General features: G+C 66.3%; 17 protein-coding genes. All 17 read left to right on the top strand.

Features of this window, described 5'->3' with window-relative positions:
* Positions 1 to 21 precede the first annotated feature (21 nt).
* The 17 genes from sat (at position 22) to JYP50_RS02490 (ending at position 18,195) form a co-directional block, all read left to right on the top strand.
* The gene (gene sat / locus JYP50_RS02410; RefSeq protein ID WP_206558846.1) at positions 22 to 1,203 is read left to right on the top strand and encodes a sulfate adenylyltransferase; all 1,182 of its coding nucleotides are present in this window, start codon (positions 22 to 24) and stop codon (positions 1,201 to 1,203) included.
* A 304-nt stretch (positions 1,204 to 1,507) separates the two neighbouring features.
* A complete protein-coding gene (gene gspC, locus JYP50_RS02415) occupies positions 1,508 to 2,539 on the top strand; it encodes a type II secretion system protein GspC (RefSeq protein WP_241262695.1) in 1,032 nt (343 codons plus the stop codon).
* Positions 2,540 to 2,559: 20 nt separating this feature from the next.
* Positions 2,560 to 4,599: a type II secretion system secretin GspD gene (gene gspD / locus JYP50_RS02420; RefSeq protein ID WP_347136704.1), complete on the top strand. Its 2,040-nt coding sequence runs from the start codon at positions 2,560 to 2,562 to the stop codon at positions 4,597 to 4,599.
* A gap of 14 nt (positions 4,600 to 4,613) precedes the next feature.
* The gene (gene gspE, locus JYP50_RS02425; RefSeq protein WP_277602408.1) at positions 4,614 to 6,143 is read left to right on the top strand and encodes a type II secretion system ATPase GspE; all 1,530 of its coding nucleotides are present in this window, start codon (positions 4,614 to 4,616) and stop codon (positions 6,141 to 6,143) included.
* 16 nt (positions 6,144 to 6,159) lie between these two features.
* Positions 6,160 to 7,380: a type II secretion system inner membrane protein GspF gene (gspF, locus tag JYP50_RS02430; protein WP_206558847.1), complete on the top strand. Its 1,221-nt coding sequence runs from the start codon at positions 6,160 to 6,162 to the stop codon at positions 7,378 to 7,380.
* A gap of 4 nt (positions 7,381 to 7,384) precedes the next feature.
* A complete protein-coding gene (gspG, locus tag JYP50_RS02435) occupies positions 7,385 to 7,831 on the top strand; it encodes a type II secretion system major pseudopilin GspG (RefSeq protein ID WP_241262697.1) in 447 nt (148 codons plus the stop codon).
* A 6-nt stretch (positions 7,832 to 7,837) separates the two neighbouring features.
* On the top strand, positions 7,838 to 8,566 hold the full coding sequence (locus JYP50_RS02440; RefSeq protein ID WP_206558848.1) for a prepilin-type N-terminal cleavage/methylation domain-containing protein: 729 nt from the start codon (positions 7,838 to 7,840) through the stop codon (positions 8,564 to 8,566).
* A complete protein-coding gene (gene gspI, locus JYP50_RS02445; protein ID WP_241262698.1) occupies positions 8,550 to 8,984 on the top strand; it encodes a type II secretion system minor pseudopilin GspI in 435 nt (144 codons plus the stop codon). The genes JYP50_RS02440 and gspI overlap by 17 nt, the downstream gene beginning before the upstream one ends.
* A complete protein-coding gene (gene gspJ, locus JYP50_RS02450; RefSeq protein ID WP_206558849.1) occupies positions 8,971 to 9,660 on the top strand; it encodes a type II secretion system minor pseudopilin GspJ in 690 nt (229 codons plus the stop codon). The genes gspI and gspJ overlap by 14 nt, the downstream gene beginning before the upstream one ends.
* Positions 9,641 to 10,756 carry a type II secretion system minor pseudopilin GspK gene (gspK, locus tag JYP50_RS02455; protein WP_206558850.1) on the top strand — a complete coding sequence of 372 codons (1,116 nt, stop codon included), beginning with the start codon at positions 9,641 to 9,643 and terminating at the stop codon, positions 10,754 to 10,756. The genes gspJ and gspK overlap by 20 nt, the downstream gene beginning before the upstream one ends.
* Positions 10,757 to 10,835: 79 nt before the next feature.
* Positions 10,836 to 12,032 carry a type II secretion system protein GspL gene (gene gspL, locus JYP50_RS02460; RefSeq protein ID WP_206558851.1) on the top strand — a complete coding sequence of 399 codons (1,197 nt, stop codon included), beginning with the start codon at positions 10,836 to 10,838 and terminating at the stop codon, positions 12,030 to 12,032.
* Positions 12,029 to 12,502 (top strand): type II secretion system protein GspM, encoded by a 474-nt coding sequence (gene gspM, locus JYP50_RS02465; protein WP_206558852.1) that lies wholly within the window; start codon positions 12,029 to 12,031, stop codon positions 12,500 to 12,502. Before gspL ends, gspM begins: the two co-directional genes overlap by 4 nt.
* A gap of 4 nt (positions 12,503 to 12,506) precedes the next feature.
* Positions 12,507 to 13,262: a type II secretion system protein N gene (locus JYP50_RS02470; protein ID WP_206558853.1), complete on the top strand. Its 756-nt coding sequence runs from the start codon at positions 12,507 to 12,509 to the stop codon at positions 13,260 to 13,262.
* Positions 13,263 to 13,288: 26 nt separating this feature from the next.
* Positions 13,289 to 13,468: a rubredoxin gene (locus JYP50_RS02475; RefSeq protein WP_206558854.1), complete on the top strand. Its 180-nt coding sequence runs from the start codon at positions 13,289 to 13,291 to the stop codon at positions 13,466 to 13,468.
* A 52-nt stretch (positions 13,469 to 13,520) separates the two neighbouring features.
* Positions 13,521 to 15,308, top strand: coding sequence for an aminopeptidase P family protein (locus tag JYP50_RS02480; protein ID WP_206558855.1), 1,788 nt, complete (start codon positions 13,521 to 13,523; stop codon positions 15,306 to 15,308).
* 112 nt (positions 15,309 to 15,420) lie between these two features.
* The gene (locus JYP50_RS02485; RefSeq protein WP_206558856.1) at positions 15,421 to 16,770 is read left to right on the top strand and encodes a sodium-dependent transporter; all 1,350 of its coding nucleotides are present in this window, start codon (positions 15,421 to 15,423) and stop codon (positions 16,768 to 16,770) included.
* Positions 16,771 to 16,806: 36 nt separating this feature from the next.
* Positions 16,807 to 18,195 carry an alanine/glycine:cation symporter family protein gene (locus JYP50_RS02490; RefSeq protein WP_206558857.1) on the top strand — a complete coding sequence of 463 codons (1,389 nt, stop codon included), beginning with the start codon at positions 16,807 to 16,809 and terminating at the stop codon, positions 18,193 to 18,195.
* Positions 18,196 to 18,726: the final 531 nt, after the last annotated feature.

Here is an 18,726-nt window from a genome sequence, read left to right on the forward strand (position 1 = left end):
ACGCAACGTACGGAGAACACCATGATCAAGCCCCACGGCGCGGACCAGCTGAACCCGCGGTTCGTCTACGACACCGAGCAACACCACGCCCTGATCCGCGAGGGCGAGGAACTGCCCTCGCTGCTGCTCAACTCCGCCGCCGCCGCCAACGCGGTGATGCTGGGGGCGGGCTATTTCACCCCCCTCGACGGGTACATGAACCTGGCCGACGCCCTGAGCGTGGCGGAGAAGCTGCACACCGTTGACGGCCTGTTCTGGCCGGTGCCGATTGTCAACCTGACCGACGAGGCCGGTATCGAGCCCGGCTCCCGCATCGCCCTGCGCGACCCCAATGTCGAGGGCAACCCGGTGTTGGCGATCATGGACGTGGAGGCGGTGGAGTCGGTGTCTGAGGAGCAGGTCGACTTCATGGCGGAGAAGGTGTTTCGCACCCTCGATCCGGAACACCCCGGGGTGGCCACCTTCAAGGGCCTGGGCCGTACCCTGCTGTCCGGCCCCATCCAGGTGCTGAACTTCTCCTACTTCCAGAGCGACTTCCCGGATACCTTCCGCACCGCGGTGGAAATCCGCAACGAGATCGCCGAGCGTGGCTGGGACAAGGTGGTGGCCTTCCAGACCCGCAACCCCATGCACCGGGCCCACGAGGAACTGTGCCGGATGGCCATGGACGACCTGGGCACCGACGGCATCCTGATCCACATGCTGCTGGGCAAGCTCAAGCCCGGCGATATCCCCGCGGAAGTGCGCGACGCCTCGATCCGCAAGATGGTCGAAGTGTATTTCCCCAAGAACACGGTCATGATCACCGGCTACGGCTTCGATATGCTCTACGCGGGCCCGCGGGAAGCCGTGCTGCACGCGGTGTTCCGCCAGAACTGCGGCTGCAGCCACCTGATCGTGGGCCGCGATCACGCCGGGGTGGGGGACTACTACGGCGGTTTCGACGCCCAGACCATCTTCGACGAGGAAGTGCCCGAGGGCGCCCTGGAGCTGGAAATCTACCGCGCCGATCACACCGCCTACAGCAAGAAGCTGGACCGGGTGGTGATGATGCGCGACGCGCCGGACCACGCCAAGGAGGACTTCGTGCTGCTGTCGGGCACCAAGGTGCGGGAAATGCTGGGCAATGGCATCGCCCCGCCCCCCGAGTTCTCCCGTCCGGAGGTGGCCAAGATCCTGATGGACTACTACCAGTCCCTCTGATCGCCGGCGCGTGCGGGGGATGGTCGAATAAATTCGACCCTACATCGGTTGGGGGAGGGCTCGCTGTAGGGCCGGTTTCAACCGGCCATCCCGCCGCGGTGGTCGAGTGAATTCGACCCTACAGGCTTAGGGAGCCCATTCTGGCGACTTGCCGGCAAATGTCGGCAAGAATTAACCGGAATCCCCGCCAATTTCGCGGTTTTAATAAAACTGTCATAGTTTTATCTTTCAATCGTGCACCCTATAATCGTGGTCGGAATGCCCTGGACACCGTATCCGGGCAGGCAGATGACGGGAGTGCGATTTGCCAGCCTCTTGGCTAGAAAATACCGGTAACTACGCCGAGCGCGCGGCCGCTGTTCTGCAGCAGTCGGCGCAGGGTCTCGCGCAACCCGCGCGCCTGCGCCTGTTGCGCCGGGGGCTGCTGGTGCTGCTGGCGCTGTGGGCGGTGCTCGCGCTGGTGCAATTGTTCTGGGCGCTGTGGCCGCAACCGGCCCCGACGCCCCTGCCGGCGGACATCGTCAACCCCGTGAGCCGCAGCCAGGGCGCCCCGGAGACGGCCGGCGTGAATATCGACCGCCTGGTCGGCAGGAAGCTGTTCGGCGAGCCGGGCGCGGAGCCCGGGGCCGCGATTGTTGAGGCGGCGCCCGTCAGCGGCGCCTCCGCACGCGAGGGCATCGAGGACGGCGCCCGCGAGACCCGCCTGGATCTGATCCTGCGGGGGGTGGTGGCCTCCACCGACGACGGCCTCGGCCACGCCATTATCGAGTACCGCAAGCGGCAGGACGTCTACGCCGTGGACGACGAGCTGCCGGTATCCGGCAATGTGCGCCTGGCCAAGGTGATGCCCGGGCAGGTGGTATTGGACAATAACGGCACCTACGAACTGCTCACCCTGTTCGAGGAGAGCGAGTTTGACCGGCAACTGCGCGATACCGCGACAGCGCCGGCCGCCGCCGCGCCGCGCGAGACCACCCATGTCGACAAGCGGGAGGACGCCCAGGCCACCGAATTGGCCGCCGGTTACCGCGCCCAGTTGTACCAGAACCCCCAGTCGCTCGCCTCGCTGGTGCGTATCAGCGCGGTGCGCGAGGGCGGCGAGCTCCGGGGCTACCGCGTCGCGCCCGGGCGCGAGGCGGTCCAGTTCCAGCAACTGGGCTTCAAGGCCGGCGACCTGGTGACCAGCGTCAATGGTATCTCCCTCGATGATCCGGCCAACACCATGCAGCTCTACCAGACCATGCGTACCGCCAGCGAGGCGGTGTTCGAACTCGAGCGGGACGGCCAGCCGATGTCGGTGAGCGTGGACCTGGGAGCCGGGGCGCAGCAACAGTGATTCAGCTAAAGAGGATTTTCGTGATCGCAAAGCGTTTGCTCGGGCCGCTGGCTGCCGCCCTGCTTATCTCCCTGTCCGCCGTCGTGGCGCCGCAGCAGGCCATCGCCCAGGAGTTTACGGTCAACCTCAAGGAGACCGACATCCAGGAGCTGATCAAGTTCGTGGCCGAGGCCACCAGCACCACCATCGTGGTGGACCCCTCGGTGAAGGGCAAGGTGAAGGTGGTGTCGGCCAAGCCGGTCACGCGCGACGAACTCTACAATCTGTTCCTGTCGATCCTGGAAGTGCACGGCTACACCGCGGTGCGCTCGGGCGGGGTGGTGCGGGTGATCCAGAGCAAGGACGCGCGCTCGGCCCCGGTCAGCGTGCGCGACGTGGCCGCCGGGTCCGGCAACGACGAGTATGTCACCCAGGTGATGAAGCTGGAGAATATCTCCGCCGCCAAGCTGATTCCGGTGTTGCGCCCGCTGGTGCCCCAGCAGGCCCACATGGCGGCCTACGCCCCGAGCAACGCCATTATCATTTCCGACATCGCCTCCAACATCGACCGCATCAGTGACATTATCAAGCGCATGGACCGCTCGGCGGTGCAGGAAACGGACCTGATCAAGTTGAAGTACGCGGTGGCCGAGGACGTGGTGCGCATGCTCAACCAGCTCAACGAATCCGAGGCCCAGCAGAGCGGCGGCACCGAGCCGGAGGTGCTGCTGGTGGCGGACACCCGCACCAACAGCGTGCTGGTCAGCGCCGACGAGCTGGAGCGGGCCCGCATCCGCAAGCTCGTCGCCCACCTGGACACGCCGCTGGAGCAGAGTGGCAACGTGAAGGTGGTATACCTCGAGTACGCCAAGGCCGACGAGATCGCCGAGGTGCTGACCCGGGTGATGCAGAACATCAACCGCCTGGACACCGACGAGAAACGCCCCCAGCGCAGTGGCAATTCCGCCACCATCGAGGCCGACGTGGGCACCAATTCGCTGATCATCACCGCCGACACCGACGAGATGGCGGCCATCGAGGCGGTGATCCACCGCCTGGACATCCGTCGCGCCCAGGTGCTGGTGGAAGCCATTATCGTCGAGATGGAGCTGATCGACGGCCAGGAACTCGGCCTGCAGTGGCTGTTCGCCAACGACAGCGGCATGTTCGGCAGCAATGTGGATACCGGTGACGGTCGTTTGGGCGACATCGCTGCCGGGGTACTCCCTGAGGATGGCGACGACAGCGATTCACCCACTACGGGTGACTTCAACGTGGCCGGTCTGGCCGGCGCGCTGGCCAAGTCCAATGGCCTATCGTTGGGCTGGGGAACCGTTGGCGACGACTTGTCGATGACGGTCATCCTCAACGCCCTGCGCGACCAGAACAACGCGAATATCCTGTCGACGCCCAGCCTGCTGACCCTGGACAACCAGGAGGCCTACATCACCGTGGGCCAGAACGTGCCCTTCGTCACCGGCTCCTTCACCAACACCGGCTCCGGCGATGGGGTGCAGAATCCCTTCCAGACCATCGAACGCCAGAACGTGGGCATCACTCTCACCGTGACCCCGCATATCAACGAGGGCGATTCGGTGGTATTGGATATCGCCCAGGAGGTTTCCAGTCTTACCGGCGCCAGTTCCGTGGTGAACGCCTCGGACCTGATCACCAACGAGCGCAAGCTGCAGACCAAGGTGCTGGCAGCCGATGGCAATATCGTGGTGCTGGGCGGCTTGATCAAGGACGACATCCAGGACGGCTCGCAGAAAGTGCCGCTGCTGGGTGACATTCCCGTGCTGGGGCGGCTGTTCCGCAACGATTCCGAGCGCGTCACCAAGACCAACCTGATGATCTTTATCCGCCCCACGGTGATCCGCGACGACAAGGCCCTGGCCGGTGCCACCGCCGAGAAGTACCGCTATATCAAGCAGCAGCAACAACTGCGCCGCGAGCGCGGCATGATGTACCTCGATAGTGAAGATATACCCGTGCTGCCCGAGTGGGAGGAGCAGCTCCGACAACTCGAGCAGATCAAGACGGACCAACAGGACGCCGATACCTCGGAGGAGGCGGAGTAGTGTCCGAGACTGACCTGCTACCGCCCGAGCTGGAGTCCGCGCCGGCCCCGGAAACCCCCGCCGGCAAGGGGCTGCCCTTCGGCTTTGCCAAACAGCACCAGGTGCTGGTGGACCGGGAGGAGCAGCCCGCGGTGGTGTACTGCCACGGCGAACCCGGCTTGCAGGTGCTGGTCGAGTTGCAGCGCTTCCTCGGCGCCGGGTTTCGCCTGGAATCGGTGTCCGAGAGTGATTTCCAGCGCCGCCTGACCCTGGCCTACCAGCGGGGCAACAACGAGGCGGTGCAGATGGCGGAGGATCTCTCCGCCGACGTGGATTTGAGCCGCCTGGCCGATGAAATACCCGAGGCCGGTGACCTGATGGACGCCGAGGACGACGCGCCCATCATCCGCCTGATCAACGCCATCCTGTCCCAGGCGGTGCGCGAGCAGGCCTCGGACATCCATATCGAAACCTTCGAGGACCGCCTCAGCATCCGCTACCGCATCGACGGGGTGCTGGCGGAGGTGCTGTCCCCCAAGCGCATGCTGGCGCCGTTGCTGGTGTCGCGGCTGAAGGTGATGGCCAAGCTCGACATCGCCGAGAAACGGGTGCCCCAGGACGGCCGTATCTCGGTGCGTATCGCCGGCCATGCGGTGGACATCCGCATGTCCACCATTCCCTCGGCCCACGGCGAGCGGGTAGTGCTGCGCCTGCTGGACAAGCAGGCCGGGCAGCTGCAACTGGAGCAGCTGAACATGAACGAGCAGGTGTTCGGCGCCTACCAGCGCGCCCTGCACAGCCCCCACGGTATCATTCTGGTCACCGGCCCCACCGGCTCGGGCAAGACCACCACGCTGTACGCCGGCCTGTCGCACATCAACCAGAGCTCGCGCAATATTCTCACCATCGAGGACCCCATCGAATACATGTTGCCGGGGGTCGGCCAGACCCAGGTCAACACCAAGGTGGACATGACCTTCGCCCGGGGCTTGCGGGCCATCCTGCGCCAGGACCCGGACGTGGTGATGGTGGGGGAAATCCGCGACCTGGAGACCGCCGAGATCGCGGTGCAGGCCTCGCTCACCGGCCACCTGGTGTTGTCCACCCTGCACACCAACACCGCGATCGGCGCGGTGACCCGCCTGCAGGACATGGGCATCGAGCCCTTCCTGCTGTCCTCCAGCCTGATTGCGGTGATGGCCCAGCGCCTGGTGCGCCTGCTGTGTCCCGATTGCAAGGAGGCCCACGCGCCCATCGATTCGGAGCTGGAGATGCTGAGAGTGGGGCCGGCGGACGCCGCGGGCGTTGCCGCGGGCGTAACCCTGTACCGCGCCACGGGCTGCGAGCGCTGCAATTACAGCGGCTATCGCGGCCGCACCGGTATCTATGAACTGATCGAGGTGGACGACACCCTGCGCCTGATGATCCACGAGGGCGCGAGCGAGCAGGCCATGCTGGGCGAGGCGCGCAAGCACTACCCGGGTATCCAGGAGGACGGCCGGCGGCGCATCCTGGCGGGGCAGACCAGTCTTGAGGAAGTGCTGCGGGTCACCGCGGTCAGTTGAGCGCGAGGCGGATACCGTGACAGCCTATCGCTACAAGGCACTGAACCCCGGCGGCAAGCTGGTCAAGGGGGTGCTCGAGGGCGACTCCGAGCGCCAGGTGCGCCAGCAGTTGCGCGGCCAGAAGCTGCGTCCGGTGGAAGTGGCCGCGGCCACCCGCCAGGCGGCCAACGCGCCGCGCTTTCGCCTGCCTTTCCTGCAGCCGCGTATCAGCGCCTCCGAGCTGGCCCTGGTCACGCGGCAGCTCGCCACCCTGGTGCAGTCCAACCTGCCCCTGGACGAGTGCCTGCAGGCGGCGGCGGAGCAGAGCCGCAAGGCGCGCACCAAGGGCCTGTTGTTGCAGGTGCGCTCGCGGGTGGCGGAGGGGCACACCCTGGCCTACGCCATGGGCGAGTTCCCGGCGGTGTTCAACGACATGTACCGGGCCATGGTCAATGCCGGCGAGCACGCCGGTTACCTGGGGCCGGTGCTGGAACAGCTGGCGGATTACAACGAGCAGCGCCAGTACACCGCCCAGAAACTGAAAATGGCGATGATCTACCCCTTTATCCTGGTCGGGGTGGCCATCGCCGTGGTGGTGGCTTTGATGGTGTTCGTGGTGCCGGAGCTGGTGGGTATCTTCGCCCACTCCAAGCGCGAGCTGCCGCTGCTCACCCGCGGCCTGATCGCCACCTCGGACTTTTTCCGCGACTACGCCCTGTGGTTATTGCTGGGGCTGGCGGCGCTGGCGGTGGGCCTGCGACGCCTGCTGCGCAACCCGGCGCGGCGCAAGCGCTGGCACCGCATACAGCTGCGCATCCCGGGCATTTCCCGCCTGGTGATCGCCATGGACACCGCGCGTTTCGCCTCCACTCTCAGTATCCTGATGGCCAGCGGCGTGCCGCTGCTGGAGTCGTTGCGCATTGCCGGGCAGGTGTTGACCAATCTGGTATTGCGCGAGGACAGCGTCGTCGTGGCGGAGCGGGTGCAGGAGGGCAGCAGCCTGAACCGCGCCCTGCGCGAGAGCGGTCGCTTCCCGCCGATGATGGTGCACATGGTGGCTTCCGGTGAAACCAGCGGCGAGCTGGAAACCATGCTGCAGCGCTCGGCGACCAACCAGGAGCGGGAACTGGAGATGACCCTGGGCACCATGATGAGCCTGCTGGAACCGTTGCTGGTGGTGGTGATGGGGGTGATGGTGCTGATCATCGTGCTCGCCATCCTGCTACCGATATTCGACCTGAACACAATGGTGAGATAGAGCTATGACAAGACACGAAATGGCATCGCGCGGCAGGGGTTTCTCCCTGGTGGAAATCCTCGTGGTGCTGGTAATCATGGGCCTGCTGATCAGCGTGGTGGCGCCCACCGTGCTGAACCGGGCGGACGAGGCGCGGGTGCAGAAGGTCTACGCCGACTTCAAGTCCATCGAGACCGCGCTGAAGATCTACCGGCTGGACAACTACATGTACCCCACCACCGAGCAGGGCCTGCAGGCGCTGGTGGAGCCCAGCACCCTGGCGCCGGAACCGCGCAATTTCAAGGACGGCGGCTACCTGGCGGAAGTGCCCGAGGACCCCTGGGGCCAGCCCTACCTGTACATGAGCCCGGGGGAGCGCGGCGAGGTCGATATCTACACCCTGGGCGCCGACGGTCTGTCCGGCGGCGAGGGCCAGAACGCCGACCTGGGCAACTGGAAGGACGAAGACTAAGCCCCCATGTTTTCGCGGCACGGCCCCCCTGTAGGGTCGAATTCATTCGACCATCTCCATGACCAAGGCCGGATAAATCCGGCCCTACACGGCCAATGCCTGCCACCACCCGCTTTTGTAGGGTCGACAGCCGGCCCCTCTTTTTCGGGTCATTCATTCGACCGGGCTCCCCACTCCAAGGCCCGCGGCTTCAGCCTTCTGGAGCTGCTGGTCGCCCTGTTCGTGATCGTGCTGGTCACCTCCCTGGCCACCCTCAACCTCGGCTCCGGCGGCGCCGACCTGGAACTGGAATCCCGTCTGCGCGGCCTCGCCGACACCGGCAGTTTCGCCGCCGACGAGGCGCAGATGACGGGCCGCGACTACGGTCTGCTACTGCAGCGGGTGGATGTGGGCGGCGAGGTGGTGTACCGCTATGGCTGGCGCGAGCGGCGGCAGGAGGGCTGGCGCGCGCCCGCGAGCGGGCGCGAGGTGTTCGCCGAGCGCGATCTGCCGTCGCGGGTGGAGCTCGACCTGCAACTGGAAGGCCGGGTGGACAGTGAGGTGCCGGTACTGGACGACCCGGCCACCGCCACGCCACAGGTGATCTACTACGCCAGCGGCGAGGTCACCCCCGGCGCCATCGACGTGCGCCTGCGAGCGGATGGGCGCCTGCTGTGGCGGCTGGAATGGGACCTGCTCGGGCGCGGTGAATTGCTGCCCCGGGGCGAACGCGGTATCGATGACGATGACGCCTGAGGCCGGTAACCGGGGTTTTACCCTGGTGGAAGTGATGGTCGCGCTGGCGGTGGTGGCCCTGGCGCTGCCGGCGCTGGTGATGTCTCTCTACCAGCAGGTGGATGGTACCGAGCACCTGCGCGACAAATCCCTGGCCCAGGTGGTGGCCGCCAACAAACTGGCGGAGATTCGCCTGGTAAGCCAGGCCCGGCAGAACTTGCTCAGCGGCAGCGAGAGCGGCAATGCCGAGCTCGCGGGCCGTCAGTGGTCCTGGCAGATCAGCACCCGCGGCACGACCATGCAGTCCTTCCAGCGGGTGGAGATCGCGGTACGGCCGGGGGAGGACCGGCGGCAGGGACCGGCGCTGTATACCCTGGTAGCTTACCTGTCGGCGGAAATCGAGGCCCCGGGCGGGGAGGGTGCCGGTGAGGGGAGCTAGGTGCCGGGGGCATGCCGTAGGCTTCGCCGCGGGCTCCGCCGCGGGCTTCACACTGATCGAGGTGTTGATCGCCCTGGCGATATCCGCGGTGATCGCGGCGGCGGCCTACACCGGCCTGTCCACGGTGATCACCGGAGTGGAGAGTTCCCGCGCCCAGGCCGAGCGCACCTGGGAGGTGAACCGGGCGTTGATGTTCCTGTCCCGCGACCTGCGGGCCTTCGCCGACCGCCCGGTCCGGGACGAGTTCGGCGATATCGAGCCGGCCCTCCAGGGCGGACGCGCGGCGCGTTTCCTGTTGAGTTTTACCCGTCGCGGCTGGCACAACCCCAACGGCCACCCGCGCAGCGCGCTGCAGCGGGTCAACTATGTCCTCGAGGACGAGGCCCTGTGGCGGGAGACCTACCCGGTACTCGATCGCGCGGGGGACACCGAGCCCCTGCGGGTGCGCCTGCTGGATGGTGTCGTGGACTTGCGCCTGGCCTTTCTCGCCGACGTCGGCGCCCTCAATCCGGGGGGGCGAGGCATCGAGGTGGACACTCGCGGCTGGCCGGAAAACTGGGTGGCGAATACCTCCGACCCGGGGGCGCGGCTGGACCCCCCGGTGGCCCTGGAAATCACCCTGGATCTGGATGACTGGGGCGAGCTGAGGAGGCTGTATGTCCTGCCGCCGCTGTAGTGGCCCCCGGGTCCCCCGGCGCGAGTCCGGGGCGGCGCTGGTGATCGCACTGATGGTGTTCGGCATCTGCGCGGCCTTGATCGTGGCGATGAAGAGTGACTTCGAGCTGTTTTACCAGCGCGGCAGCAATAGTTTCCTCGCCGAGCAGAGCTATACCTTCCTGCGCGCGGCGGAGGACCTGGCCAGCCTGGCGTTGGTGGCGGACCACGATATCGACGAAACCAAGGACCAGCAGCGCGACGACCTGGCGGAAATCTGGGCCCAGGGCGTGCCGCCCTACCCCTTGGAGGACACCGGGGCGTTCATGCGCGGGCTAAAGCCGGACCCCGAGGGAAACGGCACCTTCGTTTACCTGGAGGATTTGCAGGGGCGCTTCAACCTCAACAACCTGGACGGCGGCCGGCAGTCCGGGGACGAAGGGGGTGAGGGAGGCGAAGGTGGTGAAGGGGGCGAGGGTGGCCCTGCGCAAAAATACACCGCTCACCAGGCCCAGTTCATTCGCTTGTTGCAGTCCTTCGAGGAGCCCGCCCTCAGCCAGCAGGAGGCCATTGTGGTGCTGGAGGCGGTGCTGGACTGGATGGACCGGGGCAGTGTGCCGCGTATGTACGGCGCCGAGGACGATTACTATTACGGCCAGACCCCGGCTTACCGAGCCGCCAACCGTCCCTTCGCCAGCGTCACTGAATTGCGGGCAGTGGCCCATATGACGCCACAGCTCTATGCGCGGCTGGCCCCCCTGGTCACCGTGTGGCCCGAGGGTGGCGGTACACTGAATATTCACACCGCGCCGGCGGGCGTGCTGCGGGCGCTAAACGCCGACGACGACCTCAGGCCCCTGGACGCCGCGGTGGCGGACAGTCTGGTAGAGCTGCGCGAGGACGCGCCCTTTGCCGATACACAGGCATTTATCGATCAGCTGGCATTGGGCGACGAGCGGCCAACAGGCGGCCTCAAGAATACTCTGGGGGAAAGCTCGTCCTGGTTCCTGCTCGGCGCCCTGGTGGAAGTTGCCGACCGCGAAACGCGCTTGTACAGTGTGCTGCACCGCAGCCAGCGCCATATCGAGGCGGTGGCGCGATCCACCGGCGAGCTGTAATCGATGGGCGCGACACGCGAACCCGCGGCACCCGTGCCCGACGTGCGCGGTCATTAAACGGATTGGGAGAGAACCGGTTTTGCACAATATCGCCGTATTGCGGCCCGTCGACGGCCAACTGGCCTGCTACCCCCCGGGCGCCGGGGAGCAGCCCCGCATGCTCGACAGCGACAGCGCCGTGCAGGCCCTGCGCGAGGACCTGGCGCGCCAGCGCTGGGGCCTGTGCTTCGCGGCGCCGGCGGCGGAGGTCCGGCTGTTGCAGCTCACCGTTACCGCCCAGGAGAAAAAGCACCTGGCGCAATCCCTGCCCTTCATGCTGGAAGAGGCCGTCGCCGAGGATATCGACGACCTGCACTTCGCCGTCGCGGAGCAGGACAAATTGCAGTACGGTGTCGCGCTTTGCCGGCGCTCGGCGATGGCCCAATGGCAGGCCCTGCTGGAACCGCTGGGCCCGGTGCCCGCCTGGGTGCCCGAGCCCCTGTTGCTGCCGTGGCAGCCGGGGGAGTGGTGCCTGCTGTTGGAGGGCGAGCGCGCGGTGCTGCGCACCGGCGCCGCCGAGGGCCTGGGTTGCGAGCGCGGGATGCTGCCCCTGTTACTGGCGGCGGCGATCCGCGACGGCGAACCCGACACGGTGATCGTCTACGGCGCCGACCAGGCCGCGGACAGCGCGCTGCTGCCGGAGGCGTTGCGCGAGCGCGTGCAGTGGCGGCGCGGTAATCTATGCAGCGCGCTGATGCTGGTGCGGGAACTCCCCGCGCTGAACCTGCGCCAGGGCGAATTTGCCCCTCGCTTGCCGCTGACGCGTTGGTGGCGGGAGTGGCGCCTGGTGGCCAGCGTGTTCGCCGCGGTGTTTTGCCTGCAACTGCTGGCCACCTGGCTGGACTACCGCGCGCTGGCGGCGGAAAACCTGGCCCTGCGCGCGGCCCGGGAGGCCAGCTACCGCCAGGCCTACCCCCAGGGCGCGGTGGTGGATCCCGAAAAACAACTGCAGCGGCAGCTCGACTCCCTGCGCGGCACCGCCCGCAGCGGCGGCTTTGTGTCGCTGATGGATCGCGTGGGCGAGGTATTGGACGGCGAGCCGGGGACCCTGGTCGGCAGCATCAACTACAACGACCGCGGCGGCGACATGCGCATGAACATCGTGGCGCCGGATTTTGAAAGCGTGGAGCGGGTGCGCTCGGGGATCAACGCCAGCGGCCTGGTGGCGACCATGGAGAGCAGCAGCGCCCAGAGCGACGGTGTGCGGGCGCGTATCCGCGTGGGGGCCCGGTCATGAGACAGTGGTTCGAGCGTTTCAACGCCCGCGAGCAGTTGAGCCTGCTGGCGCTGGCGGTGGCCCTGGCCCTGTACGCCCTGTACATGCTGCTGTGGTCGCCGCTGGAAAACCGCCGCGCAGAGATGCAGACGCGCAACCAGGCGGTGACGGTGTCGCTGCAGCGGGTGGACGCCATGGTGTCGGAAATCCTCGCCCTGCGCGAGAGTGGCGGGGGCGCGACGACGCGGCGCAACCTGGCCTCGGTGGTCAATCGCACCACCGGCGCCGCAGGCCTGGCGGTGAGCCGCCTGCAGCCGAACAGCCGCGGTGAGATCCAGGTGCGCTTCGAAGGCGCCGAATTCGGCGCGCTGATGGCCTGGCTGCACGAGGTGGAGTACGGCCAGGCGCTGTTGGTGCGCGAGGTTTCCATTACTCAGTCCGGCCGCGCCGGCAGGGTCAACGCCACCGTTCGACTCGGTCAGGGAGAATAGTCGCGTGCGGCGTTGGATGACCTTCGGGGCGCTGTTGTTGGTGTTTTTACTGGCGCTGGCGGCGGCCGCCCCGGCCCGCCTGCTGCCCGCGTTGCTGCCCCCGGGGCAACTACAGATGCAGGGCCTGAGCGGTTCGATCTGGCACGGCACCGCCAGCCGCTGCCTGCTGAATACGCCGGCGGGGTACCTGCAATTGGGTCGCGTGGAGTGGCGGCTGCGCCCGCTGTCGCTGTTGTGGCTGGCGCCCTCGGTGGACTTCGACAGCCAGTGGGGCGAGCAGCATATTTCGGCGCGGGCCACGCTGCATGGTGCCGGTGATCTCGGCCTGCGGGACGTCGACGCCCGCATCGATGCCAGCCTGCTGCGGCAATTGGCGCCGGTGGCGGTGGATGGACGCTTCGCCCTGATGGCCTCCCGCCTGCGCTTGCGCGATGGCTTGCCCGCTGGCGCCGAGGGCCGCCTGGTGTGGGAACATGGCAGCTGGGCCACGCCGCAGATGCGCCTGCCGCTGGGCAGTTACGCGGTGGAATTCGAGCAGCCCGGGGCCGGCGATGCCCTGGTCGGCGAGGTGCTGACCCTGGACGGGCCCGTGCGGGCGGCGGGCAGTGTGCGTCTGGACGGCCTCGACTACGTGGTGGATGTGCGTATCGGCGGCGAGCACGGTCTCGATCCGGCCCTGGCCAGGGCCCTTTCGCTGATGGCGCGACCGGAGGGCGAGGCCTTCCGGCTGCGATTGAGCGGCGCGTTACCGGCGCCTTGAAGTGACCCTGTTAACGGAGGCAATACATGTCTGATGCACCCTACCGTAAGTTCGAGTGCATGATCTGCGGCTTTATCTACGACGAGGCCGAGGGCCTGCCCGACGACGGTATTCCCGCGGGCACCCGCTGGGAGGATGTTCCCGAGGACTGGGAGTGCCCGGATTGCGGCATCGCCAAGTCCGATTTCGAGATGATGGCGGGGTGAGAGGGGGGATTCCGCTACACTGTCGTCGCGGAAAAAGACTGGACCCCGAGTTATGAGTACAACGGCAACACGACTGGGCGCGTTGCGCGGGCTGATGGCCGAGCGTGGCTACGACGCTTTTCTGGTGCCCCGGACGGACGAGTCCCTGGGGGAGTACATCCCGGCCCACAATGAACGCCTGCGCTGGCTTACCGGCTTCACCGGCTCCGCCGGGGTGGCGGTGGTGCTGGCGGACGCGGCGGCCATTTTCGTGGATGGCCGCTACACCGTGCAGGTGAGGCAGCAAGTGGACGCCGGGCAGTTCGAGGTCCGCCACCTGGTGGACGAGCCCCATATCCGCTGGCTCGCCGGACAGCTGCCGGATGGCGCCACCGTGGCCTGCGACCCGCGCCTGCATAGCCTACAGTGGTATCGGGCCAGCGCGGCGCTGCTTGAGGCCGCGGGCATGCGGCTGGTGGAGGATGCCGACAACCTGGTGGACCGGGCCTGGGAAGATCGCCCGTCGCCGGAGATCGGTACCGCGTTGCTGCTGGCCGAGCAGTACAGCGGTGAATCCAGCGCCGGCAAGCGCGCGCGAATCGCGGCCGATGTATCCGCGGCGGGGGCCCGGGCAGCGCTCGTCTTCGCGCCGGACGCGGTCAGCTGGTTGCTCAACGTGCGCGGTACCGACGTGCCCAACCTGCCGGTGTTGCAGGGTTTTGCCCTGCTATGGGCGGGTGGTGACATGACCCTGTATGCCGATGCGCGTCGCCTGCCGGAGGGCTTTGCCGCCCACGTCGGCGAGGGGGTACGTGTTGTCGGCGAGGAGAGCTTTATCGCCCACGCGGCCGACCTGGCCGGGTGCAAGGTCCTGGCGGACCCCGCCCAGGCCAACGCCTGGACCCAGTTGGCGCTACAGGCGGCGGGCGCGGAGCTGGTCGCGGGCAGCGACCCGGTGCTGATCCCCAAGGCCTGCAAGAACGCGCGCGAAGTGGCCGGCGCGCGCCGCGCCCACCTGCGCGACGCGGTGGCGATGGCGCGCTTCCTGGCCTGGCTGGACGCCGAGGTGGAGGCCGGGCGCCTGCACGACGAGGCGGAACTGGCGGACCAGCTCTACGCCTACCGCGCCGCTGGCGAGCATTTCCACGGCAGCTCCTTCGACACCATTTCCGCGGCTGCCGGCAACGCCGCCATGTGCCACTACAATCACGAGAACGCCGCACAGCCCGGTCGTCTGGTCATGAACACGGTCTACCTGGTCGACAGCGGCGCCCAGTACATCGACGGCACCACCGACATTACCCGCACGGTGGCCATCGGCGACCCCGGGCCCGAAGTGCGGCGCCTGTTTACCCTGGTACTCAAGGGGCACATCGCCCTGGATAGGGCGCGCTTTCCCCGCGGCACCACCGGCACCCACCTGGATGCCATCGCGCGCCAGTTCCTATGGCGGGCCGGTTTCGACTACGACCACGGCACCGGGCACGGCGTGGGCGCCTTTCTCAGCGTGCACGAGGGTCCACAGCGTATCTCCAAAAGCTGGAGCGATACCGCCCTGCGCCCCGGCATGATCCTCAGCAACGAACCGGGCTACTACCGCGACGGTGCCTTTGGCATCCGCTGCGAGAACCTGGTTGTGGTGCAGGAGGTGGAGGACGGCCTGGAAACGCCCATGCTGTGCTTCGACGCCCTGACCCTGGCGCCCTTCGACCGGCGCCTGCTGTGGCCCGAACTGCTCGATGCGCGGGAGCGCGAATGGCTGGACAGCTACCACCAGCGGGTCATGGACACGGTTGGCCCCCTGCTCGACGAACCCGAGCGCCGCTGGTTGGCGCGGGTCACGCGGCCCATCGGCGACTGAATTCGGCCGCGGTTTTGTTGTAGACTGCGCACCCATAACCCGGCATCGGCGAATGCCGGATAAGAGCGGCCCGCCAAGGGGCCTCAATAAGAACATCCTGGAGTTTCACAATATGGCAACAGCCGGCGGGGAGCACTGGTCCTCCCGATTCGCATTTCTCATGGCTTCGGTGGGCTTCGCCGTCGGTCTGGGCAATATCTGGCGCTTCCCCTACGTTACCGGCGAGAACGGGGGGGCCGCCTTTGTCATAATCTACCTGGTCTGCGCCTTCGGTATTGGCGTGCCCATCCTGATGGCGGAACTGATGATCGGGCGCCGGGGGCAGGGCAGTCCCACGGAAGCCATGGCTTCCGTGGCCGCCGAGAGCGGCCGCAGCCGCCACTGGCAGTGGGTGGGCGGCATGGGACTGCTGGCCGCGTTCACCATCGCCATCGTCTACGCCGGCGTGGTGGGCTGGGTGCTGTGGTACCTGTTCAAGGCCATTTCCACGGGTTTTGTCGGTGTCGACGCAGGTGTCGCCAGCGCGGAATTCACCGGGGTGCTCAACGATAACGCCGGCATGCTGTTCTGGACGGTGATCGGCCTGCTGATTTGCGGGGTCATCATTTTTTCCGGGGTCAAGGACGGGATCGAGCGGGCGGTGAGTGTGATGATGCCGCTGATGTTCGTGCTGCTGCTGGGGCTGGCGGGTTATAACTACTTCGCCGGCGGCTTCGGCGCCGCGGTCGAGTGGCTGTTTACCCCCGACTTCAGCAAGATCGGGCCGGAAGCCGTGCTGGCCGCGATCGGCCAGGCTTTCTTCTCCATCGGCGTGGCCATGGGCGGCATGATGACCTACGGTTCCTACCTGCCGCGCGACATATCCATTACCCAGTCGGTGCTGATCATCGTCTTCGCCGATACCCTGGTGGCGATTCTCGCGGGCCTGGTGATCTTTCCCGCGGTGTTCAACTACGGCCTGGACCCCGCCGCCGGCGCCGGGCTGATTTTCCAGACCCTGCCGGTGGCCTTTGCCCAGATGCCCGGCGGCCACCTGTTCAGTGTGTTGTTCTTCACCATGCTGGCGGTGGCGGGGATAACCTCGCTGGTGGGATTGATCGAAAGCGTCAACGCCTGGGTCGAGGGGCGGTTTGGCTATACCCGCCACCGCAGCGCGATGGTCGTGGTTGGCGCCGTCGCCCTGCTGAGCATCCTGAGTATTCTCTCCTACAACGTCCTCAGCACGTTCAATTTTGGTGGCAAGAACTTCAACGACACCATGGATTTCTTCTCCAACCAGATCCTGCTGCCACTGGGCGGCCTGTTCATCGCGATGTTTGCCGGCTGGGGCGTCAAGCGCGCCTTCAGCCGGGATGAATTGACCACCTTGAACCATGCGGGTTACGCGCTGTGGCATTTCCTGATTCGCTTCGTGGTACCTCCGGCCCTGGCCATTATTTTCGTGCTCGGCATCAAGGGCTGAGCAGCGTTCGCAACTTAAACCGATAGGGAGCCCGGCATGCTGGCGGCACTGAATGATTTTTTGTGGGGCCAGGTGCTGGTCGTGGTACTGGTGGCGGTGGGCCTGCTGTACACGGTGGCGTCCCGCGCCGTGCAATTTCGCTATTTTGGCCACATGTTTTCGGTGTTGCGCGGCGGCCTGCATCACGAGAAGGGGCACATCAGCTCCTTCCAGGCCCTGGTAGTGAGTGTGGCCGGACGGGTCGGCAGCGGTAATATCGCCGGCGTCGCGGTGGCCATCACCCTGGGTGGGCCGGGCGCGATCTTCTGGATGTGGCTTATCGGGCTGATGGGCATGGCCACCAGTTTCTTCGAGTGTTCCCTGGCCCAGCTGTTCAAGCGGCGGGAGCCCGACGGCAACTACCGCGGTGGTCCCGCCTACTACCTGAGCCACGGCGTGAAACAGCGCTGGCTGGCGGTCATCTACTCCCTGCTTCTTCTGGTGACCTTTGGCTTTGGTTTCAACGCCCTGCAGTCCTATGTGGTGGCCACTTCCATGAAAGCCTCCTTTGGCGTGCCGACCTGGATGACCGGCCTGGCCATGGTGGTGTTGATGGGCAGTATTATTTTTGGCGGCATCAAGCGCATCGCCGTGGTGGCGGAGATTGTGGTGCCGATCATGGCGGTGGGCTATTTCGTGGCCGCCCTGGCCGTGCTGGGGCTGAACCTGAGCGAGATTCCGGCGATGCTGGCATTGATCGTCAAGAGTGCCTTTGGCCTGGAGCCGGCGGTTGGCGGCGGGCTCGGCGTGGCCCTGATGCAGGGGGTCAAGCGGGGCCTGTTCAGCAATGAAGCGGGCCTGGGTAGCGCACCCAACGTTGCCGCGGTGGCCCACGTGCCGCACCCGGCCAACCAGGGCATTGTGCAGGCCTTCAGCGTGTTTATCGATACCGTGATCATGTGTACCTGTACCGCGCTGATCATCCTGCTGTCGGATATCTACCAGCCCGGTGCCGCCGAGGTCTCCGGTGTGGCGCTGACCCAGGGCGCGATGGCGAGCCACGTCGGAGCATGGGGTGCCGGCTTTGTCAGCGTGGCGCTGGTGATGTTCGCCTTCAGCTCGATCATGTACAACTACTACCTGGGGGAAAACAGCCTCAACTTCTTCAGCGAGGAGAACCAGCTGCTGTTCAATGTATTCCGTTGCTGCGTGCTGGCGCTGATTTTGTGGGGCTCGCTGCAGGACCTGGTCACCGTGTTTGGTTTTGCCGACTTCACCATGGGCCTGTTGGGGCTGGTGAACCTGGTGGGGCTGGTGTGGATGTTCCGCATCGGCATGCGCTTGCTGCGGGACTACGACAGCCAGCTCGCCGCCGGGGCGGAGCCGCGGCTGCGGCCCGAGGATTACAGCGACCTCGACATCGACCCCAGTGCCTGGCGGGATTGACCCCAGCTCCCCCCTGTAGGGTCGAATTCATTCGACCCCGGTGCTCGTGGCGCAATGAATTGCGCCCTACAGGGAGCGCACGCCACCCCCCTGTAGGGTCGAATTCATTCGACCACCGGGTGCGTGGCGCAATGAATTGCGCCCTACAGGGAGCACACGCCACCCCCCCTGTAGGGTCGAATTCATTCGACCACCGGGCGCGTGGCGCAATGAATTGCGCCCTACAGGGAGCGCACGCCACCCCCCTGTAGGGTCGAATTCATTCGACCACCGGTGCTCGTGGCGCAATAAATTGCGCCCTACAGGGAGCGCACGCCACCCCCCTGTAGGGTCGAATTCATTCGACCACCGGGCGCGTGGCGCAATAAATTGCGCCCTACAGGGAGCGCACGCCACCCCCCTGTAGGGTCGAATTCATTTAAGCGTGGGAAACCACGTCCTACGGACGTGGTCATGAGTGGCAGGCTCTGCCTGTTACGAATAGAAAGGCTCATGCTATCTCTTGAGGTTGAGTTGTGCCCACAACTGACC

This window comes from Parahaliea mediterranea, from assembly GCF_017255185.1.
Classification (GTDB): Bacteria; Pseudomonadota; Gammaproteobacteria; order Pseudomonadales; family Halieaceae; genus JAFKCZ01.